The organism is Paenibacillus sp. JMULE4 (assembly GCF_013337105.1).
Classification (GTDB): Bacteria; Bacillota; Bacilli; order Paenibacillales; family NBRC-103111; genus Paenibacillus_G; species Paenibacillus_G naphthalenovorans.
The window spans coordinates 109,277-128,054 of record NZ_SGWF01000019.1 but is presented as its reverse complement, the minus strand read 5'-3'; the positions used below and the strand labels follow the sequence as shown (position 1 = coordinate 128,054).

Annotated in this window: 16 protein-coding genes and 1 pseudogene; 2 read left to right on the top strand and 15 right to left on the bottom strand. The window is 49.2% G+C overall.

The annotated features are described in order from the left end of the window. Positions 1-275 precede the first annotated feature (275 nt). Genes EXW96_RS22110 through EXW96_RS22100 form a run of 3 tightly spaced genes read right to left on the bottom strand, consistent with a single transcriptional unit; the run spans position 276 to position 3,785 of the window. Entirely contained in the window at positions 276-1,460 is a 1,185-nt protein-coding gene (locus tag EXW96_RS22110; protein ID WP_137670758.1) for an iron-containing alcohol dehydrogenase, read from the bottom strand. 29 nt (positions 1,461-1,489) lie between these two features. After that, on the bottom strand, positions 1,490-2,338 hold the full coding sequence (gene ahlS / locus EXW96_RS22105) for an AhlS family quorum-quenching N-acyl homoserine lactonase (protein WP_054817374.1): 849 nt from the start codon (positions 2,336-2,338) through the stop codon (positions 1,490-1,492). Positions 2,339-2,351: 13 nt separating this feature from the next. Then, entirely contained in the window at positions 2,352-3,785 is a 1,434-nt protein-coding gene (locus EXW96_RS22100) for an aldehyde dehydrogenase family protein (RefSeq protein ID WP_174351417.1), read from the bottom strand. 211 nt (positions 3,786-3,996) lie between these two features. Between EXW96_RS22100 and EXW96_RS22095 the strand changes: the two genes are divergently transcribed. Beyond that, a complete protein-coding gene (locus EXW96_RS22095) occupies positions 3,997-5,397 on the top strand; it encodes a sigma 54-interacting transcriptional regulator (RefSeq protein ID WP_254611507.1) in 1,401 nt (466 codons plus the stop codon). A gap of 41 nt (positions 5,398-5,438) precedes the next feature. Further along, positions 5,439-5,684 (top strand): helix-turn-helix domain-containing protein, encoded by a 246-nt coding sequence (locus EXW96_RS27830; RefSeq protein ID WP_254611506.1) that lies wholly within the window; start codon positions 5,439-5,441, stop codon positions 5,682-5,684. On the opposite strand, the gene rpoN is transcribed toward EXW96_RS27830, so the two are convergent. The 12 genes and pseudogenes from rpoN to EXW96_RS27825 all read right to left on the bottom strand — a co-directional run bounded on the left by rpoN (position 5,677) and on the right by EXW96_RS27825 (position 18,776). Continuing rightward, positions 5,677-6,993 (bottom strand): RNA polymerase factor sigma-54, encoded by a 1,317-nt coding sequence (rpoN, locus tag EXW96_RS22090; protein ID WP_062410635.1) that lies wholly within the window; start codon positions 6,991-6,993, stop codon positions 5,677-5,679. The two genes, EXW96_RS27830 and rpoN, sit on opposite strands and share 8 nt — an antisense overlap. Positions 6,994-7,156: 163 nt before the next feature. Beyond that, positions 7,157-7,930, bottom strand: coding sequence for a transporter substrate-binding domain-containing protein (locus EXW96_RS22085; protein WP_235594215.1), 774 nt, complete (start codon positions 7,928-7,930; stop codon positions 7,157-7,159). An 83-nt stretch (positions 7,931-8,013) separates the two neighbouring features. After that, positions 8,014-8,873 (bottom strand): annotated as a pseudogene (locus EXW96_RS22080) (DUF421 domain-containing protein). 405 nt (positions 8,874-9,278) lie between these two features. Next, positions 9,279-10,187, bottom strand: coding sequence for a dihydrodipicolinate synthase family protein (locus EXW96_RS22075; RefSeq protein WP_137670756.1), 909 nt, complete (start codon positions 10,185-10,187; stop codon positions 9,279-9,281). A gap of 18 nt (positions 10,188-10,205) precedes the next feature. Beyond that, on the bottom strand, positions 10,206-11,120 hold the full coding sequence (gene rbsK, locus EXW96_RS22070; protein WP_174351416.1) for a ribokinase: 915 nt from the start codon (positions 11,118-11,120) through the stop codon (positions 10,206-10,208). A 23-nt stretch (positions 11,121-11,143) separates the two neighbouring features. Next, a complete protein-coding gene (locus EXW96_RS22065; RefSeq protein ID WP_137670755.1) occupies positions 11,144-12,106 on the bottom strand; it encodes a phosphoglycerate dehydrogenase in 963 nt (320 codons plus the stop codon). Then, positions 12,106-12,933, bottom strand: a complete 828-nt coding sequence (locus EXW96_RS22060) for a carbohydrate ABC transporter permease (RefSeq protein WP_174351415.1) — start codon at positions 12,931-12,933, stop codon at positions 12,106-12,108. Before EXW96_RS22060 ends, EXW96_RS22065 begins: the two co-directional genes overlap by 1 nt. 10 nt (positions 12,934-12,943) lie before the next feature. Beyond that, entirely contained in the window at positions 12,944-13,816 is an 873-nt protein-coding gene (locus EXW96_RS22055; protein ID WP_174351414.1) for a carbohydrate ABC transporter permease, read from the bottom strand. Positions 13,817-13,888: 72 nt separating this feature from the next. Continuing rightward, the gene (locus EXW96_RS22050) at positions 13,889-15,208 is read right to left on the bottom strand and encodes an ABC transporter substrate-binding protein (protein WP_174351413.1); all 1,320 of its coding nucleotides are present in this window, start codon (positions 15,206-15,208) and stop codon (positions 13,889-13,891) included. A gap of 193 nt (positions 15,209-15,401) precedes the next feature. Continuing rightward, complete coding sequence (locus tag EXW96_RS22045; RefSeq protein ID WP_062410616.1) at positions 15,402-17,054, bottom strand: response regulator transcription factor; 1,653 nt, start codon at positions 17,052-17,054, stop codon at positions 15,402-15,404. Next, entirely contained in the window at positions 17,029-18,621 is a 1,593-nt protein-coding gene (locus EXW96_RS22040; protein WP_254611505.1) for a sensor histidine kinase, read from the bottom strand. The genes EXW96_RS22045 and EXW96_RS22040 overlap by 26 nt, the downstream gene beginning before the upstream one ends. Beyond that, positions 18,618-18,776: a hypothetical protein gene (locus EXW96_RS27825; protein WP_254611504.1), complete on the bottom strand. Its 159-nt coding sequence runs from the start codon at positions 18,774-18,776 to the stop codon at positions 18,618-18,620. The genes EXW96_RS22040 and EXW96_RS27825 overlap by 4 nt, the downstream gene beginning before the upstream one ends. Positions 18,777-18,778: the final 2 nt, after the last annotated feature.

The following is an 18,778-nucleotide window of genomic DNA, read 5'->3' as shown; positions in this document are numbered from 1 at the left end:
CAATTGAATATTATCACATATTCGACAACAACATATAACAAAAATTGCTGTTAATTTAATCAGGATTGCTGAAAATATAATGAAGTGTTTTCATTTCCACTTCGATGCCCTCGTGGATGAAATAACAAAAAATGGAGCAGCTTAAGCTATAAGCCGCTCCATTATAAAAGTGGTTTCCGACGTTAATCTGTAGAATCTGTAGAATGTCGTTCCAAACCCGCTCATCCATCGGAAGATTTCCGGAAGCTGCTCCTCCGGAATGATCCGCAATAGCGCTATGCTCCCGGTTCGACGATAACTCCGTCGAAAGCAGCCCGGTAGATTTTCCGGATATCTTCCTTCTCCAAAGGCAGGGGACTGCGGGCCAGCAGGCGTTTTTGCTTTGCGCCGTCCTCCGTCAAGCTGTCGAGTGCGCTTTCCGGGATATTAAACCCGCCTAATGTGTTCGGGATACCCACATCTTTGACCAATCGCTCCAGCTCCTCCACGCAGCGGTAAGACGCTTCTTCCTCCGACAAATAAGCGGAGTTTCCTCCCAGCGCGTTGAGGATATCGGACATTCGTTTGGTGCAGCTTTTGCGGATATATCCCATGACGTACGGCAGCAGGACGGCGTTCGATTCCCCGTGGGCGATATGAAATTGGCCGCCTATCGGATACGCCAGCGCATGTACTCCCGCAACCCCGGCATTGAAGAAAGCAAGCCCCGCCAGATAACTTCCGCTGCTCATATCGATACGGGCCTGCTTATCCCTGCCGTTGGCAACCGCTTTCCTTAGCGAGCGGCTGATGAGCCGAATCGCCTGCAGGGCCAAGCCGTCCGTGGCCGGATTGGCATTCACCGACACATAGGCCTCGACAGCATGCGTAAGCGCATCTATGCCTGTGGCCGCAGTAACCCTTGGAGGAACCGTAACCGTAAGCTCCGGATCGACGATGGCCGCATCAGCCAGCAGATGATCGTGAGTCACCACATCTTTGGTGCTTTCCAGGGAAAGCACGGAGATGTTGGTTACCTCGGAGCCAGTTCCGGACGTGGTCGGAATCAGAATCTTGGGCAACCCTTTCTTCTCCACCTTCCTTGTACCGGTCAAATTCAAGTAATCGGCCACCGGTCCTTCATGCACGGATAACACGGCAGCCAGCTTGGCCAAATCCAAAGCGCTGCCTCCGCCCATACCGATCACCATGTCGAATTTGCCGTTCTTCGTGTAGGCCACCAGCTTTTCCCCGACCTCCAACGGCGGCTCGGGCACGGTTTCGGCATACACCTCGACTTCATATCCCTTGGATTTCAAAGGGGCAATCACTCGCTCCGCCAACCCGATCTGCACCAGAACGGAGTCGGTGACAAGGAGAATACGAGCAGGACTGTATTTCTCCACCTCCGGGAGAAGCTCGGCAGCAGCTCCCCATCCTGTATAAATAAGCGGTGTAAATACCAATCTGGAATGTTCCATGGGTTACGGCCTCCTTTGCTTCTTTTGCATCATTCGTAATAGCCTTCTGTCGATTTGCGGAATTTGGCAAACTGCGCGGCATCATGGCCGAACCAAACCTGTGATCCGGTTTCTTGGGCGAGGCGCCGAATTTTCTCCACCGATTGGCTGTAACCCAGAGAGTCATAAATAATGCCCGGCGGTTTGATCGGAGGCCCGTAGCTTTCGGCCGTATAAATCGCATCGGAGGCAAGGATGATGCCGCCCGTCTCCGGCATTTGAACATGTAGGCCCAGCATGCCCCAGGCATGACCGCTTCCCAGATTAATGACGCGAATCCCTTCCGCGAGAGGCAAGTTATCTTCATTGCGCTTCACGGTGCGCCACTGCAAATTACTTTTGATCCATGCGTCAATATCCGCCCAGACGTAAGCGCCGCCTTTTTGATTGCGCGCATACGTTTGAAGCGTGCCGTTGAACTCGTCTTCATGAACGACAATCGTAGCATTCGTGAACATTTCCAGACATCCCGCATGATCGAGATGCAGATGGGACGCAACCACGAATTTGATATCCTCCGGACGCACCTTCAACTGCTCCAGGCGGTTGTGAAGATAACACTCTTCGCTGGCCGTCCAAGGAAACGCCTTTTGGGTAGACTCCGCCCAACGCCCCGAAGGTCCCATGGAATTCGGGTTGCAAGCCGTATCAAACAAAATTTTCCCTTCCGGGTGATCGATCAAAACGGTATAAATCGGAAATTCTATAAATTCCGCAGGCGCATTGGGATTGTCGATGGTTGCCGGGTTATGCATGGCAATCATCCAGTTTTTGTCCATTCTCATACGGCCGTTGTCCATCACATACAGCTTAGGTTGTGCTTTAATAAGGTTCGCCATGATACTTCCTCCCTTATAGTTGTGTTTTGATGGTAACAAATTTCAGTTCCGTCATTTCCTGCACCGCATATTTGATCCCTTCGCGTCCATAGCCGCTTTCCTTGACCCCGCCGTAGGGCATATGATCCACCCGAAAAGTCGGTATATCGTTAACGATCACTCCGCCGGATTCGATTTTACGCGAAGCATAAAACGCATGGCCGATGTTTTGCGTATAGATGCCGACATTGAGCCCGTACATGGAATCATTGACCAGCTCAATAGCTTCATCCAGGCTGCGGTACGGCACAATGGAAACGATCGGGGCGAAAACTTCCTTGCACGAAACCGACATATCTCTCGTTACATCGAGCAGTACGGTAGGAGAAAACGTCGAGCCGTCCCTCCGACCTCCACAACCGATTTTTGCGCCTGCATCCACCGCTTCCCGAATCCAGGACTCAATTCGGTCCGCTTCCCTGCTGTTGATCATGGCGCTAAGATCCGTATTCTCGTCCAACGGGTCCCCTACGTTGAGCTGTTGGGTTCTTTCAATAAAGCGCTCGCTAAATTCAGAGTAAATGCTCTCATGAACAAAGATGCGCTGCAGTGAAATGCAGACTTGGCCGGCATACGCGAAAGCCCCCTCGACACATCTCGGAATGATTTTGTCCAGCGGAACGTCCGGTTCCACAATGAGCGCCGAGTTGGACCCGAGCTCCATCGTGGTCTTTCTCAAGCCCGCTTTGGATTTAATCAGCCTGCCGACCTCCGAGCTTCCGGTGAAAGTAATTTTCTTCACCCGCTCATCGCTGATCAACGCTTCGCTTAGCTCTCTTCCGCTGCCGGTCACGATTTGCAGCGCCCCTTCCGGCAATCCGGCATTGTGGAACAGCTCTCCCATGATCAATGCGCTCAGCGGAGTTTGCTCGGCCGGTTTTAAGACCACCGTATTGCCTGCGGCAATAGCCGGACCCAGCTTATGGGCCACTAAATTGAAAGGAAAGTTGAACGGCGAGATCGCCACGACCACACCGAGCGGCTCTCTCCAGGTAAACCCTACCCGATCCTCGCCTCCGGGTGCCGCATCCATAGGGATCGTTTCTCCCGAGATGCGCTTGGCCTCTTCTCCGGCGAATTGATAGGTCGCAATGGTGCGTTCGATTTCCCCTCTTGCCGTGCGAATCGGTTTGCCGGCTTCCAACGAACAAATGCGGGCCAGCTCTTCTTTTCTTTCCTTTAACTGCCGCACCACCTCAAATAAAATTTCCGCGCGGCGGTGCGCCGGCAGCTCCCGCATCGTCTGAAATGCCATGTGGGCGCCCGCTATGGCTTCCTGAACATGGCCGGGATCGGCTTTCGCGATGGCGGCCAGCTGTTGGCCGTCATAAGGAGCATATAGGGGATAAGTTCTTTCTGTGGCAACAAATTTGCCGTTGATCCAGAGGTCTTTTGTTACCGCTGCCATTTTCTTCTTCTCCTTTCCGATTGTTCGATAGATTAATAAGCAAAAATCATGCCAACTATAAAAATCCCTGTAAAATCAACTTTGCCGATCCTGATTTTAAATCATCGGTGAAATTTTTCACCAAATCAGCAGGAATTTGCCCGAAAGTGTCGAAATTAGATTGGTGAAGAATTTCACCAGGTATGAAAATATTCACCAGGAGGCTTTTTCCATGGACCATCGTCTGATTTCAGCCGATTTGGCAGAATATATTTTCAACTCTATGCATAATGGATTGATCGTCGTTGACCGGGACAACAAAGTGATGATGATCAACCCCTCCGCCGAAAAGATGCTGCAGATTGAAGGAATCGCGTGGAAGGGGATGCCGATCAAATCATTGCTGCCCAACTCCAAAATGCATCATGTGCTTGAAAACGGTGTCAGCTCCATCGGCGAGAAGATGAACATTGCGGGCCGCGTATGTATGGTAAACCGCACCCCTTTGTACCGTGAAGGCGAGATGATCGGTGCGATCGGTGTCATTCAGGATATTTCCGAAATGGAGCATTCCCGCAATTTATTAAAACAAATGGAAATGGTCATTGAATTCTCCACGGATGGCATCTATGTCGTAAATACAGAGGGAATTACTTTATTAGTCAATTCGGCCTATGAAGAAATTACCGGCTTTCGCCGGGAGGAGCTCGTTGGTCGCCATATGGCGGAGCTGACCCATGAAGGTTATTTCGATCAGTCGGTCTCCCTGCTCGTGCTTGAGCAGAAAAAGCGTATTTCCGTCATTCAGAAAATTGGGGGAAAAAAAGATGTGATCGCTACCGGAACTCCCGTGTTCAATGAATCGGGGGTAATTGAAATGGTTGTGACCAGCGTCAGGGATATTACCCAGCTTAACGAATTGAAGCATGAGCTGAACAAGGCCAGGAGCATCTCGCAAATTCATCAGCACCGATACGCATTGGAATTTGAAGGGAAAGAACAGGCGATCGTTTTCCGCAGCGCCAAAATGGAGCAGATTTATGAGCAAATCCACCATGTGGCGCCTTTTCCCACGAGCATTCTGTTGTCCGGCCCTTCCGGTGCGGGCAAGGAAGTCGTCGCCAACCTTATTCATCATTTGAGCAACCGTAAAGATAAGCCTTTTATTAAAGTAAACTGCGCGGCCATCCCCGAACAGCTGTTGGAAGCGGAGCTTTTCGGGTACGAAGCGGGCGCATTCACCGGGGCGAACCGCGACGGGAGAATCGGTTTGCTGGAGCTGGCTGATCAGGGAACCATCATGTTCGATGAAATTGGCGAGATGCCCTTGTCCCTTCAAGTCAAGCTGCTGCGGGTCCTGCAGGAAAAACAAGTGCAGAGAGTTGGCGGCACGAAGCCAAGAAATCTCGATATCCGTATTATTTCCGCCACCAACCGCGACCTCCGGGAACGGATCAGAGAAGGAAAGTTCCGGGAGGATCTCTATTACCGGCTGCAGGTGGTGGAAATCCGCATTCCTTCCCTTGCCGAACGGCCGGAAGATATCGAAGTGCTGGTTGAGCACTACTTTTCTTATTACTGCCGGTTGTTTCGCATTGAAAAACAGCTGTCCGAAAAGACCAAACATATTTAAATGCCTATCATTGGCCGGGGAACGTTCGGGAGATGCGCAATTTGATTGAAAATATGATCGTTTCGGTTCCCTCGACCTTGATTGAGCCGCATCATTTGCCGCAGCATATCTATGATTCCACCCTCCCCTGGTCCCACGGGACCCTGAAGCAGCGGGTGGAGGAATTTGAGAAACGCATGATCCAGGAGGCCCTCGAAAAGCATAAATCGCTAAGAAAAGCCGCGGCGATTCTTGGTGTGGATCACTCCACGCTGGTGAAGAAGCTTAAACGATGGCAGCTCAATTAACCCTGCGATACCTGGAGGATACAATATTCATTTCCTCCCTGTATTTCATGACCGTTCTACGGGAAACCTGCACGCCCTGCTCAGCCAGCTTATCGGCGATGTTCTGGTCGGACAGCGGACTGTCTTTGCTTTCCTGCTCAATCAAACGAGCGATCTTCACTTTAATGGCTGCAGCCGATGTGAGCGTGCCATCGCTGTTCATCAAGCCGTTCGTAAAAAAATATTTTAACGCAAAGGTGCCGCGGGGCGTGTGTATATATTTGTGCGCAACCGCTCTGCTGACGGTCGACTCGTGGAGCTCCACTTTTTGGGCCACCGTCCTTAAGACCATGGGCTTCAAGGCATCAATGCCTTCCTCCAAAAAATCAACCTGTTCTTCCACGATCGCTTCAATGACTCGCTGCAGCGTCAGGCGCCGCTGCTCCAAGCTGCGAATCAGCCATTGGGCGGGTTGGATATACTGCTTCAAAAACGCCTTGGCCTCCTGATTGTAACCGCTGTCAAAATGGGGCTGCCCGTACAACGGATGAAGCGAAACCTGGGGGAAATTCGCTTCATTCATGATGGTCACATAGATGCCGTTTCTTTTGAGAACCGTAGCGTCCGGTTCGATATAACTCTGTGATTCGTGATGGTAAGCGGAGCCGGGCCGTGGCTGAAGCGAACGAATATAAGCCAGCGAGGCTTCTACCTGTTCTACGGAAATACCCAGATTCTCCGCAATCCGCCGAAGCTTGCCTTCCGCCAACTCTTGCAAATAATCGCCGACGATCACCGCAGCCCAAGGGTCGGCATTGGGATCCCTCCCGATTTGAATGGCCAAACACTCCTGCAACGTTCGTGCGCCTACCCCTGCAGGCTCCAGAGACTGCACCCAGACAAGCGCCCTTTGCATTTTTTCCATGGGCTCACGAAGCTGACGCCCGGCTTCCTCCAGCGTGATGCTTAACCACCCGTCCTCATTTAGATTGCCAACCAGGAAAGCCGCCAGCGGATAATCCTCCGGCGGAATCCCGTTGACGCGGAGCTGACTGAGCAGCACCGCTTCCAGTGTTTCCTGCCGCGGATCGACTAGCTCCAGAAGCGTTTTTTCTCTTTGCTGATTTTGGCCTTTGGATCCGGCCTTTCTCTGTTTATAGGAGTCGAAACCATAGGCAACCTCAAGAAAAGGATTCTCCGCCGCTTGTTCTTCCAGGTAATTCAACAAATCCGCCGACGACATTTGCAGTACATTCATCGACTGAAGCATTTGCGGCGTCATATGAAGCTGGATTTGCTGTTGTTGGGTTAAGGCTGGCTGAAGCTGCATCACGTCCCCCCCTTTACAAAGCTTTCTGTGATGTTTCTTCTATTGTATTACCTTATAAGGGAGGATGACAACATATATAATAAGCAGTTGGCCTCGTCAGAGGCGAACTGCTTTTGATTGTAAGCTCGCGGTAATGGGAGGCAAAAGCCTTGAGCGGTGTCACTTATTCTTTATCGCCGGGTAAAGATGTCGGCTTTTCATTGAACCATTTCATATAAATCCGCTCGTACGTTCCGTTTTTGGCCAGCGTTTCTAAAGCTCTGCTGATTCGGCCGGTATAGTTACTCTTTTTGGTCAACGCAATGCCATATTGTTCATTAGTAAGGACTTTACCCACCGTTTTTACTTTCCCTTGACCGCCGTTCCGGATAAAATATTTCACATTCGGCTCATCGAATACGACCGCATCTACCTGTTTATTGATTAATGCCTGATAGGCTTGGGCAATATCGGGGTAAGCTTTAACCTCTTTAATTCCCTTTTGTCTGCCGATATACTCATATCCGGTTGTTCCGATTCGCGTAGCGACCACTTTTTTGTCCAAATCCTTGGTGCTCTGAATATCCTGATTATCCGCCGCAGTAACCAGGACAAGACCGGTATCATAATAAGGGATAGCAAAGTCCAGCTTTCTCACCCTGTCACCTTTGACGGTGATCCCGGCAATCGCCACATCGAGTTTTCCGGATTCGACCGCCTGCAGCATTTCCCCCATTCCCATCGGTTGGAGCTTATACTCAAATCCGGCTTCTTCGGCAATCGCATCCCACAATTCAACTTCAAAGCCCTTTTTTTCTTCATTCTCCACATAACTCAGCGGTTTGAGGTTATTTTCTATCCCTACCTGCAGCGTTTTATTTGTTCCGCATGATGTTAAAAGCAATACCAAGATCAAAAGCTTGAAAATCATCCACATTTTCGGCCATCTGTAACTCAAGCTGCTCCCTCCTAACTGTTCAGGGATATTTTATCTCGCCTCAGGGATTCCTATACCCCCGCGTATTCGCCTTTTTCAAATCGTTATCGAATAAGCAGCGGCCTTACATCCGTAATAATTTGTTTAAGCTGATTGGAACATTGCTCATACATTTGCTTTACCGTTTCATTATCCGTAGAGAGCCCGAACATTTCGAGGTCCGCTTCGCATTTCTTTAATTGAGCCAGTAGCGAAGCCTTTTGCTGCGGTTCCGGAACCTGAAGCTTATCGTCGTATAAATCGACATACAACTGCCCGTAAGCATCAACTTGACCCAAAAACACATTCTCAATCGTTACGCCGATCTTCTCCAGCTCGGTATAAAGCCATTCCCGGCTTAATCCGATGGTAGCCAGCGGTTCATCCATCATTTTACCGTCCATGATCACCGTCTGAGGTTCCGGCTCCGGCCCGACGGTAATGCCTAAATGAGAGGGGGTTAGGGGCTGGTGCTCTTTTTTGAGAAGAACGTTGATTTCTCCGCTTGGTTCAATGACCGCAAATTCGACGTCGGCTGTTTTGAACACATTCTTTTTCCGAAGCTGCTGGAGCAGTTCATCGGAAGAAAGACGTTCTTTCTTTACGTTGTCTTCGAGAATTTTACCGTCCTTTATAAGGATAGTCGCTTTGCTGTCGATGAAGTCGCGTACCTTTTTGCTTTTCATTTGCAGAAATTCAATGCCCAGGGAAACCAGTACCCAGACAATTAACGAAACAAAACCCAATAACCAATGGGATTCCAAATCCATTGAGATATAAGCGGCAAGGCTGCCGATCGTAATGCCGGTAATATATTCAAAAAAGATAGCTGGGAAATTTGCCTTTTCCCCAAGAGTCGGGTCATTAAGAAGAGAATCACAACAGCGAACAAGGTTCGAAGAGCGACTTCCAACCAATCGGGCATTTTGCATAACCTCCATGTTTCATCTTTCATCATCCTTCATATATCAACAAATAAATTATTTGCTATGAGGTTTGTTTTTAACGGTCATAAATATTGGAAGCAAGAAAGCTTGGCAGCACGCCTGGCAATAATAGCTCACAGTCCAAAGAAAAACCCGAAAGCAGCTTGAAAGCCGTTTTCGGGTTTTATATAACTCTAGGAATAGTCAAACGATTCATGTGCCATTCTCCTTTGCTCAAGAAATGACGGGAAGCTTTGGGGGGGCATTTTGTGACCTGCAGCATGGCCCGCATGCTCTATCATATATAACAAGCTTACTTCAAGTAAGAATGCAGTTTTTTGTTGGCCTTATGGCGTCCCTGCATAGGAAAAAAGCCCTCCGAAAACGGAGGACCTAATCGAAAATCACGCCTGGATATAACGCGTTTCGTTATTTAATTCATTTAACCGGTTTTGCAATTGCATCTTTTCTTCCGGAGTCAGGTCCAATTGAGGAGCTCTCATATAACCAACGTCCACGCCTCTCATTTTGAGCGCTTCTTTAAAGTAGGACATATTGCTTCCGTTTCTCAACGTCTCGCAATATTTTACGGCTACTTTTTGCAGTTGTCTCGCCTTTTCCAGATCCTTCTCCTGGAAGGCCTGATACAAGGCGACGAAAGGCTCGGGATATACGCATGATACGCCGGATACGGTGCCGTCGCAGCCCATAGCCAAAGACGCCAGGAACAAGCGGTCCGTGCCGTGCATCACCGAGAAATGCCCATCGTTAATACCAAGGTATTCCGCCGTTCTCAAAAAGTCAGGATAGCTGTATTTGATGCCGATCACATTCTTGAATCGTTCTGCTAATCTTTGGGCCACTTCCGTCTTCAAGTCGTTAGCGGCGCATTGAGGGATATTGTAAAGATACATTGGAAAATCCCCGGGAATGCTTGAAGCTACGCTTGCAAAGTATTGTTCCATTTCCCTGTCGTTGGCGCCCAGGAAAATCGGGGTTACGACGCCGATGCCGTCAGCGCCGATGGAATGGGCGTGCTGCGCAAGCTCTATCGTATCTTCCAGGGTTACTGCTCCCACGTGGATAAACACGGTCACTCTGCCCGCAGCGGTTTTGACTACGGTTTCCGCCACGGCTTTTCGTTCGGATACGGACAGTCTGACCATTTCGCCCGTTGTACCCAAGGGGTATAAACAATGCACGCCTTTGGAGATCAGGAACTCCGTCAAGCCCGCCGCTTTTTCCAGGTCTACCTGCCCATTGCGGTCAAATGGGGTTACCATAGCTGTTGTCACACCGTATAAATGTTTCATGATTCCTGCATCTCCTCTTTATGATAAGTCAAAGGCGGCTACTTCTTCCCAGGTGGGAAGAGAGCTTTGCGCTCCATGCCTGGTTACCGTTATCGCCGCTGCTTTTTGAGCCAGTTCAATGGCTAGGTCCACATCATGATACTTGAGATATCCCGCGACAAAGCCTCCGATAAAGCTGTCACCGGCCGCGGTGGTATCCTGCGCCTTCACTTTGCGGGCCGGATAGGTCTGTACTCTTTCATGATCGATATAGCAGCAGCCCTTGCCGCCCAACGTAACAATTAACGCACGAACGCCCTTGCTTAAATAAACCCGGGCCGCGGCTTGAAGAGTAGACGCGTCCGTTATCGTCATACCCGACATGCTCTGCAGTTCATGCTCATTGGGGATCAAAAAATCCACAAAACGCAGGATCTCGTCACGGAGCATTTGGGCCGGCGCCGGATTCAATACCGTCGTTTTCCCCAGCTCCTTCGCTAACCGAAGCGTATATTCCACCGTTTTCAAGGGAATCTCCAGCTGCAAGACGACGATTTCGCATTTCTCGATGGCTTGACGTTGGCTGTCGATATCCTCCGGCGTCAGCTCACGATTGGCTCCGGGAATAACCACAATATGGTTGCTTCCCGCCCGGTCGACCGTGACGAAGGCCAACCCTGTCGGACGATTGGACGTCATGATATACCGGGTATCTACTCCTGCCTGCTGCAGCGATTTCATCAGGCTGGCGGCGTGCGGATCGGAGCCCACTTTGCCGATCATGCTCACGCAGGCCTGCAGCTTTCCGATTGCAACCCCCTGGTTAGCTCCCTTCCCGCCGGGGCTCTCCGACATGCCGATGCCCATCAGCGTTTCGCCCTCCCGGGGCAGCTCCTCTACCTGAACCACAATATCCTGATTCAAGCTGCCCACAACGACTACACTCGGCTTCATCTTCTCACCCCGCTTGTTTCTGTTTAAACGACGATGTTCTCCGGTACCTTATTTTGAAATACATCAAGAATCGCCTGTGCTGTTGTCAGACTGACTTTATGATAGGTTTCATAGGTTTCCGCTGCCGTATGAGGCGTCGTGATGAGATTCGGCAGCTGAAACAACGGATTGTCAGCGGATACCGGCTCCTGCTCGTATACATCGATAGCTGCTCCGGCCAGCTTCCCGGATTTCAGCGCCTCGGCGAGCGCTTCTTCACTGACGACGGCTCCTCTTGCCGTGTTGACGAAATAGGACCCGTCCTTCATCATGCCGAAGGTTTCGCGGTTCATAAAATGATGCGTTTCCTTCAGGCTGGGCAGATGCATGCTGACCACATCGGATTCGCGCAATATTTCTTCATAGGAGGTTAAGGTGACATGGAGCGCCTTGGCTTTTTCCACATTTGGATACTTATCGTAGGCATATAGCTGTACATCAAAGCCCTGCAGCTTTTTGGCTACCATCTGGGCGATATTTCCGAAGCCAAGCAGTCCGATTTTGCGGCCTATCAATTCCGCCCCTACAAACCGGTCCCAGTATCCTCTTCTTGCCGACTGATGCAGGCCCGGAATGTTGCGCATCGCGCCCAGGATCAGACCGACGGCCAGCTCCGCCACTGCGTTGGCGTTACCTCCCGGTACATTGGTGACCCGGATTCCGTATTGCTTGGCCTTCTCCAAATCAATATTATCTACACCGACACCGAATCTTGCGATGATCTTCAGCTTAGGGGCCAGTTGGAACACCGCTTCGTCCCATGTATCGACTCCGGCAACCACGGCATCGATATCGCCCACAAGAGGCTTAAGCTCCTCGAACGTATGCGGCCGGCCCAGCTTGTTTTCGATCACTTCACAGCCGTGGCTTTCCAACAGCTGCTTGGCTTCTACACAAAGCGTCGAATAATTGGTCGCCGTCACTAATACTTTTTTCGCCTGTGTCATTATTTAACTCCTCCTATCGTCATGCCGCTAACCATATATTTGGATGTAAAGAGATACATGATAATGACCGGAATGGAAGCAATGATGGAGCCGCCCATCAGAGGACCCCAAGCAAATACGTCACCCACGATCATATCGGACAAGCCCAACGTAATCGTTTTGTCGACGCTCTTGGTCACCACGACCAGTGCGTACAGGTATTCGCTCCAGCACAAGGTGAAAGCGAAAATGAACGTAGCCGCAATACCGGGAGCCGACAGCGGAAAGATAATATTAAGCATGGTTCGAAGCCTCGTGCAGCCGTCGATCATCGCCGCCTCTTCAATTTCCACGGGAATGGATTTAAAATACGAAATCAGCATCCATGTCGCATACGGCACGGTAATGGTCGGGTAGATGAGCATCAGGCCGTAGATGGAATCGTTCCATCCGATAGAGGACACCAGCATATACAGCGGAATAAACAATACCGCTCTCGGCATCAAATAGGCATACAAGATTCCTTTGGACATCATGCTTCTGCCTCGGAATTTCAGCTTGGCTATGGCGTAAGCCGCAAGCATGCTGACGATAATAGACGCAAAGGATACAACCAGGGAAACGATCAGGCTGTTCTTGATATTGACGAGAAATTCTTTTTCCATTAATTTGACATAGGCCGACCAGCCGAAGTGATGAGGCCAGAACGTCGGGGTCATATTGTAGATCTCGCTTTGTGATTTAAAGGAGGTATTGATCATCCAATACAGCGGAAACAGGGCGAAGATCAACAAAACGGCCAACGTTGCGTAAACTATGATTTGCTTGCTTAATGAATTTCTTTCCATAGCGGACCACCTACTCTTTCGATGAAAGCGAACGCTTCGTTACATAGTTGATGAGCATAATCAGCGGAGGCATGGTCATGATCGCAATGGCAATCGCCTTACCCAGGCTCATGTTCAAAAACCCTATCGTATAGCTGAGTGTAGACAATACTTGAGTGCCGTTGTCCGGACCTCCGTGGGTCAATAACCAAATGATTTCAAAATCGTTCAGCGTCCAGATCGTGGTCATCACGGCTGCCAGTATCGTGACTTCTTTGATGGAAGGCAGGGTCATATAGAAAAAGCGTTTGACCGCCCCAGCTCCGTCCAGCATAGCCGCTTCGTACATTTCCTTGGATATGGTCTGCAGACCTGCAAGGATGGCAATGCCCATGAACGGAATGCCCCGCCAGACATTGACCAGAATAACGGAGAACATCGCTAAATCCGGAGTGGACAGCCAGCCTACCGGTTGACTGATGATGCCGGTTTTTAGTAATAAGAAATTCAGTACGCCTCCAACGTCGGAGTATATCCACTGCCATGTAAAGACCGAGACGATGGTCGGAATTGTCCAAGGGAGAAATAACAGAACTCTAAATAGATTGCGAAACACGATTTTTTCATTCAATACCAAGGCCATAATCATGCCGAACACCGTTTTGGCGATGACGGCTGCCGCAGTAAACAGGATGGTGTTCCATACGGCTTTCCAAAACAACGAGTCTTTGACTAATTCAATGTAGTTATTCAAACCGATAAACGTGGCAGGTACACCCACGACTTTGTTGGTAAAGCTTAAATAGACCGCCCATCCGAACGGAAGAACCATGATGGCAAGCAGGTAAATCACTACCGGACTCACTAACACATAGGCAAGTTTATGATCTATATTGGTTTTCAAGCCGCACCCCGCCTTACTTGTTAGGTTAAGGTATCAGGAGAATGCCTCTGATACCTTAACCGCCTTTGGACATTATTGTTTGTTGTACACTTCTTCAATTTTGGCATGCAAATCTTTGATTGCCGTTTCCGGAGTATAGTTGGCATCGAGCAACAGCTTCTGGAATGTATCGTTCACGTAACGCAGGTTGAATACTTCTCCCGCCTTCGGATTGTACTCGCTGGGGAATCCCAGGAACGCAAAGCTTTTGATGGATTCCACAAACCCTTTGTTTTTCTCTTCCTGCCACACCGGCTCATTGGCCAATTCCGGATAGATCGGTCCTGTCAGCGGAGCGCCTTTTTCCACCCAGGTTTTGTACCAATCCTCTTTCACCATGTACTCGACAAACTTCTTCGCCAGGTCTTTATTTTTGGAATCTTTAAAAATGCCCAGGTTGTTGCTGATGCCCGGAATGACGCTTCCCTTAGGTCCGGCCGGAATAGGAGCAATGCCGGTATTCTCGTAAAGCTCAGGGTTGTCTTTCTTGATCGTGCCGAGTACGCTTCCGACGTTGAAAATCATCGCGGCCTGACCGCTTAAATACGCCTTGTTGTTCCCGCTGTCATCCCAACCGATGGAGCTTGGAGGCGTACTCTTATCCACGGTGAACATCTCTTTGATAAACTTCGCGGCTGCAATCGTTTCAGGACTGTTCACGATGACGGTCTTGCCGTCCTTCGTATCCAGCGAGCCGCCATAGGACCAGATAATCGCTCTTGTCAAAAATTCAGCGTCGGAGTTCCCTTTTCCGTAGCCCAGCCCCGCGCCGTATACGCCTTTACCAGGATCCGTAAGCTTCTTCGCCATTGCCCTAAACTCATCCCAGGTTTTCGGAGGCGCATCGAAGCCGGCATTTTTCAGCAGATCTTTGCGGTAATAAAGCACCTGCGATTCCGTCCAAAACGGAACGGCGTACTGCTTGCCTTGGAAGCTGATCGCTTTCTTCATGCTTTCATGAATTTCGCCATTATCGCTTTCTACCTTTTTCACCAAATCGCTTACATCCTCCAGAACACCCTTGGCATAAAACTGCCCTACTTCCTGATATCCGAAGAAGGATACATCCGGAGTCGTTTTGGATTCGATGGCCGCGGACCATTTGGGATAAAAATCTTCATAGGCGATGAGTTCGACATTGACATTGACCTGATTTTCGGCTCCAAATTGTTTAGCCCGTTCGAGGATCAATTTATTTTGATCCTCGAACAATTGTTTTTTCATCCAGAACGTTAACGTTTGTGTCGGCTTCTCCTGTTTTGGCGCTTCGCCTGCCGACGGCCCGCCGCTGCAGCCTGCGGCAACCGATGCCATCAAAGTGACGGCCATTGCTTTGGTTACCCATGGTTTCATGAAAAAGACCTCCTTCAATAGGGTGCAAAATCGTTTCAGCTTGCTTTCATGTTCATTGTAATGTGTACACACTTACGATAAAATGACAACTATTTAACTTTCGTGATACAAAATTAACGTGTTTTGGGCCGATGGCCACCGACACAAAAATGCAGCCAAACCTCGTTCCGAGGCGGCTGCATCCATAGGGCTGTTATTTTCCTTCTTCAAGCTTTAAACGAAACTCCTGCGGAGTTAAGGAATAGTACTTTTTAAACACTTTGATAAAATAGTTGGGGTTCTGATAGCCCAGCTTGAGAGCAATTTCATAGTTTTTCAATGTGTTATCCGCAAGCAAAGAAGCGGCCATTTCCATCTTGAGGCGCAGGACATAATCGCTTATATTTTCTCCGGTCTCCAGCTTATAAATCCGGGAGACATGCACAGGATGCATATACATATGATCGGCGATGGCCTGTAAAGAAACATCCTCCACCAGATGCTTTTGGACAAACTGCTGGATTTTGCGGACGGCATTCTCGCGGTTGTTCCTCGTTTCATTCTCCATACACTGCTGCAGCCGCCGAAACGATTGAAACATCCAGTTCTCCAAAGCCGCGATCGAACGGCATGCCGTCAAGCCCGCTGCATCGGACAACACAGGTCCGATCATTTGCGCCAGCTCCCGGCCGTTTTTATGGGCAAAGGAGCTGAAGGAAGCATAGACGAAGAAAAAAACTTCGATCAGATGCTCGGCGGAATCCGCCCATTTCATGTGAAGCTCGTCCAAGATGCCCGTTAATTTTTCATGTGCCGCATCCCAATTCCCCGACTCCAGCAAATGGATAAGCAGGGGCGGCTCATATAGTCTTTGCAGCGAATGGACAGGCTGCTGCTCCATTTCGTCGGATACGTAGATCAACAGCCCGCTCTGGTTTCCTACCCGCCTGCGGAGGGATAACAGGCTGTCCTGGTAAAGCCTATTCATATCATCGGGGAACGACCCCCATTTGCTTATCAAGACGGAAACGGTCCCTTTCAGATAATGGCTCACGCTAAGCTGTAATTGGGAGGCCATAAGCTGCAGCTGATTTTCTACGGTCTCCCGCCTATTCTCCGTTTGGGCAAGCTCCGCCTGTTTCTCATCGGTAACCGTGACAACGAAGACCAAATAGCCGTAAACGTCTTTACCCGGCCATAGATGGAAATAACCTTCGCATATTTCCTCCGCCATGTTGCCGATCGCATATTCCATCAAAGACAAGCTGTAAAAATCCAGCTCCGAAAGCTGCCCTTCCATCCGAACCAGCATTAAAGCGAACGGGCAATCGGGAGCAATGCTCATCTTAAGCAAATCCAGCTTCTCCGTTAATCGCTGCTTGGAATACTTCACACCCTGCAATAATTCGTTTAACAGCTCGGCCCTCAGCTTCGGAAGGTTCTCCTCCAACGCTTTCAGCACGCGCTGGTAAGACTGACTTTCTTCGCGCTCCCTTTGCAATACATCCACCGCATGCTTCACCTTCGATAAAATCGCTTCATCGCTAATCGGCTTCAACAAGTAGTCAAAGGTATTATGCTGAATCGCCTGCTTGGCATATTCAAATTCCGCATGTCCCGACAATAAAATGCATTTAATTTTTTTCCAATTGCGGCGGACCTCCTCCAAAAGCTCCAATCCGCTCATGCCGGGCATCCGGATGTCGGTCATGATAATATCGATGGGATTGGTTTTTAAGATGTCCAGTGCTTCAAATCCGGAATACGCTTTATAAACGGAGCCGATTCCGGCTTCAGGCCAAGGAAGAGTATCTGCAAGACTATCCACGACACTGGCTTCATCATCTACGATCAGTAATTGGAACATCTCCATCCTCTCCTTTCTTTGAACCGCCGGCCGTTTCCCATATCACTTCAACGCGAAGTCCGTTTAAGGGTGACGGTGAAAAAACCAACCCGGATTTCCCTTCATACATGTGAATTAAACGCTGGTGAATGTTCCAGAGTCCGCAGCCTGTTTGTTCATCCATGGGCACGTTGATTTTGGTTTGGAGCTCTGTCATGGCCTCCTTCGACATGCCGCCGCCGTTATCATCTACAATGATCCGATTCGTCCCGTTGGAACATTCGCCTTTGATATGAATGATGCCGAATTCCAACTGATTCTCCACCCCATGGATGACGGCATTCTCCACAATGGGCTGAATCAGCAGGCGCGGAATTTCCAATTCCATCATGTCTTCAGGAATCGCGATCTCGTAGCCTAAACGCTGCATTCTCATCGTCTGGATCTCCAGATAATTTTGGATCAGCTTCATTTCTTCCCTGATGGTGGTCATCGGGTTTTCGAGCCTGGTCGTATAACGGTAATATTCTCCTAAATTCAGAGACATGGCCACCACGGCCTCTTTTTCTCCCAAACTCGCCATGTTCTTGATATAAAACAAACAATTATATAAAAAATGAGGGTTGATTTGCGATTGTAACTGCTTCAAAGTCGCTTCCCTCGAGCGGAGCGTTTCTTTATATACCTTTTCTATGAGCTCTTGGATTTGTTCGGCCATTTGGTTAAAGCTGTTAAATAAAAAATCAAATTCATTGTTGGGCTGCTTCTGAAGCCTTACGGAATACTGCCCGTCTTTGATTCTTTGTACGCCGCGCAGCAGCAATTGAATCGGCCTTTGAACATTCCGGTACAATAATAACGTCATCAAAATGCTTAACACCATCAGCAGACCGACCGAAGTATAAAATAAATTCCGGCTGACCGTAATCGGAGAATAGATACTTTCCAGCGGGACCAGATCCACGAGATACCAGCCAAGGCTTTCCGAACGGATATAATTGACAATATATTGCTGTTCATTCAGCGATATCGTCAAATTTCCGCTCTTGCCCAGCTTCAAACGGTCTAGTTGTTCGACGGCGCTGCTCACAAGCGTATGATCCGCCGTACGGTTTAAGATCGGCTCCTTACCGGCCAGATAGAAAAAAGGCTCGCTCCTCCCGCCCTGCTTCAGCTGATTCAGCATATTTTTTAGATTGTCATCTGTAAATCTAACCTCAATAAGTAAATTCGGGTTATCGGATTCCCTCATTCGGGAAAAGAACATCTGCTTTGCTCCAAAGACTACCGTATCCCGGTGCAGCCATTTTTTTAATTCCGTCTGATCGATATAGTCCTGGTTGTATTCAACCGAATAGTCGGTGGATATGACTTCCTTGGAATCCGACAAATGGAGAATAATCTGATTGTTCCAGCCGCTGGTTGCAATCTGCATATTCAGCATTTCCACAATCCGCATTTTTCTTTGCACCTGATCGAGCGGTTTGCCTGTGCTGCGTCCCTCCAAATATTCTTTTATACTGTAGTCCCGGCTGGCAATCACCGAATACTTGGTAAACTGCTCGATCATTAATTCCATTTGGCTCATAAAAAAGAAAGCCGGTTGCGATTTCCGTCCTCAACCGTCTCCCGAACCACGTTCATGCTTACTTGATGGGAATATCCATATAATAAAATGATCGGGATAAGCAAAGAAAAGACGAGCGTGATCACTTTGCCGAAGGTGTTCATTTTTATGTTCATAC

Bases quoted from the DNA above. Each gene is read 5' to 3' on its own strand.
- EXW96_RS27825 (WP_254611504.1), bottom strand. From the start codon at position 18,776: ATGAACATAAAAATGAACACCTTCGGCAAAGTGATCACGCTCGTCTTT.
- EXW96_RS22050 (WP_174351413.1), bottom strand. From the start codon at position 15,208: ATGAAACCATGGGTAACCAAAGCAATGGCCGTCACTTTGATGGCATCG.
- EXW96_RS22040 (WP_254611505.1), bottom strand. From the start codon at position 18,621: ATGAGCCAAATGGAATTAATGATCGAGCAGTTTACCAAGTATTCGGTG.
- EXW96_RS22110 (WP_137670758.1), bottom strand. From the start codon at position 1,460: ATGGAACATTCCAGATTGGTATTTACACCGCTTATTTATACAGGATGG.
- ahlS (WP_054817374.1), bottom strand. From the start codon at position 2,338: ATGGCGAACCTTATTAAAGCACAACCTAAGCTGTATGTGATGGACAAC.
- EXW96_RS22065 (WP_137670755.1), bottom strand. From the start codon at position 12,106: ATGACACAGGCGAAAAAAGTATTAGTGACGGCGACCAATTATTCGACG.
- rpoN (WP_062410635.1), bottom strand. From the start codon at position 6,993: ATGCAGCTTCAGCCAGCCTTAACCCAACAACAGCAAATCCAGCTTCAT.
- EXW96_RS22100 (WP_174351417.1), bottom strand. From the start codon at position 3,785: ATGGCAGCGGTAACAAAAGACCTCTGGATCAACGGCAAATTTGTTGCC.
- EXW96_RS22060 (WP_174351415.1), bottom strand. From the start codon at position 12,933: ATGGAAAGAAATTCATTAAGCAAGCAAATCATAGTTTACGCAACGTTG.
- rbsK (WP_174351416.1), bottom strand. From the start codon at position 11,120: ATGAAGCCGAGTGTAGTCGTTGTGGGCAGCTTGAATCAGGATATTGTG.
- EXW96_RS22045 (WP_062410616.1), bottom strand. From the start codon at position 17,054: ATGTTCCAATTACTGATCGTAGATGATGAAGCCAGTGTCGTGGATAGT.
- EXW96_RS22075 (WP_137670756.1), bottom strand. From the start codon at position 10,187: ATGAAACATTTATACGGTGTGACAACAGCTATGGTAACCCCATTTGAC.
- EXW96_RS22095 (WP_254611507.1), top strand. From the start codon at position 3,997: ATGGACCATCGTCTGATTTCAGCCGATTTGGCAGAATATATTTTCAAC.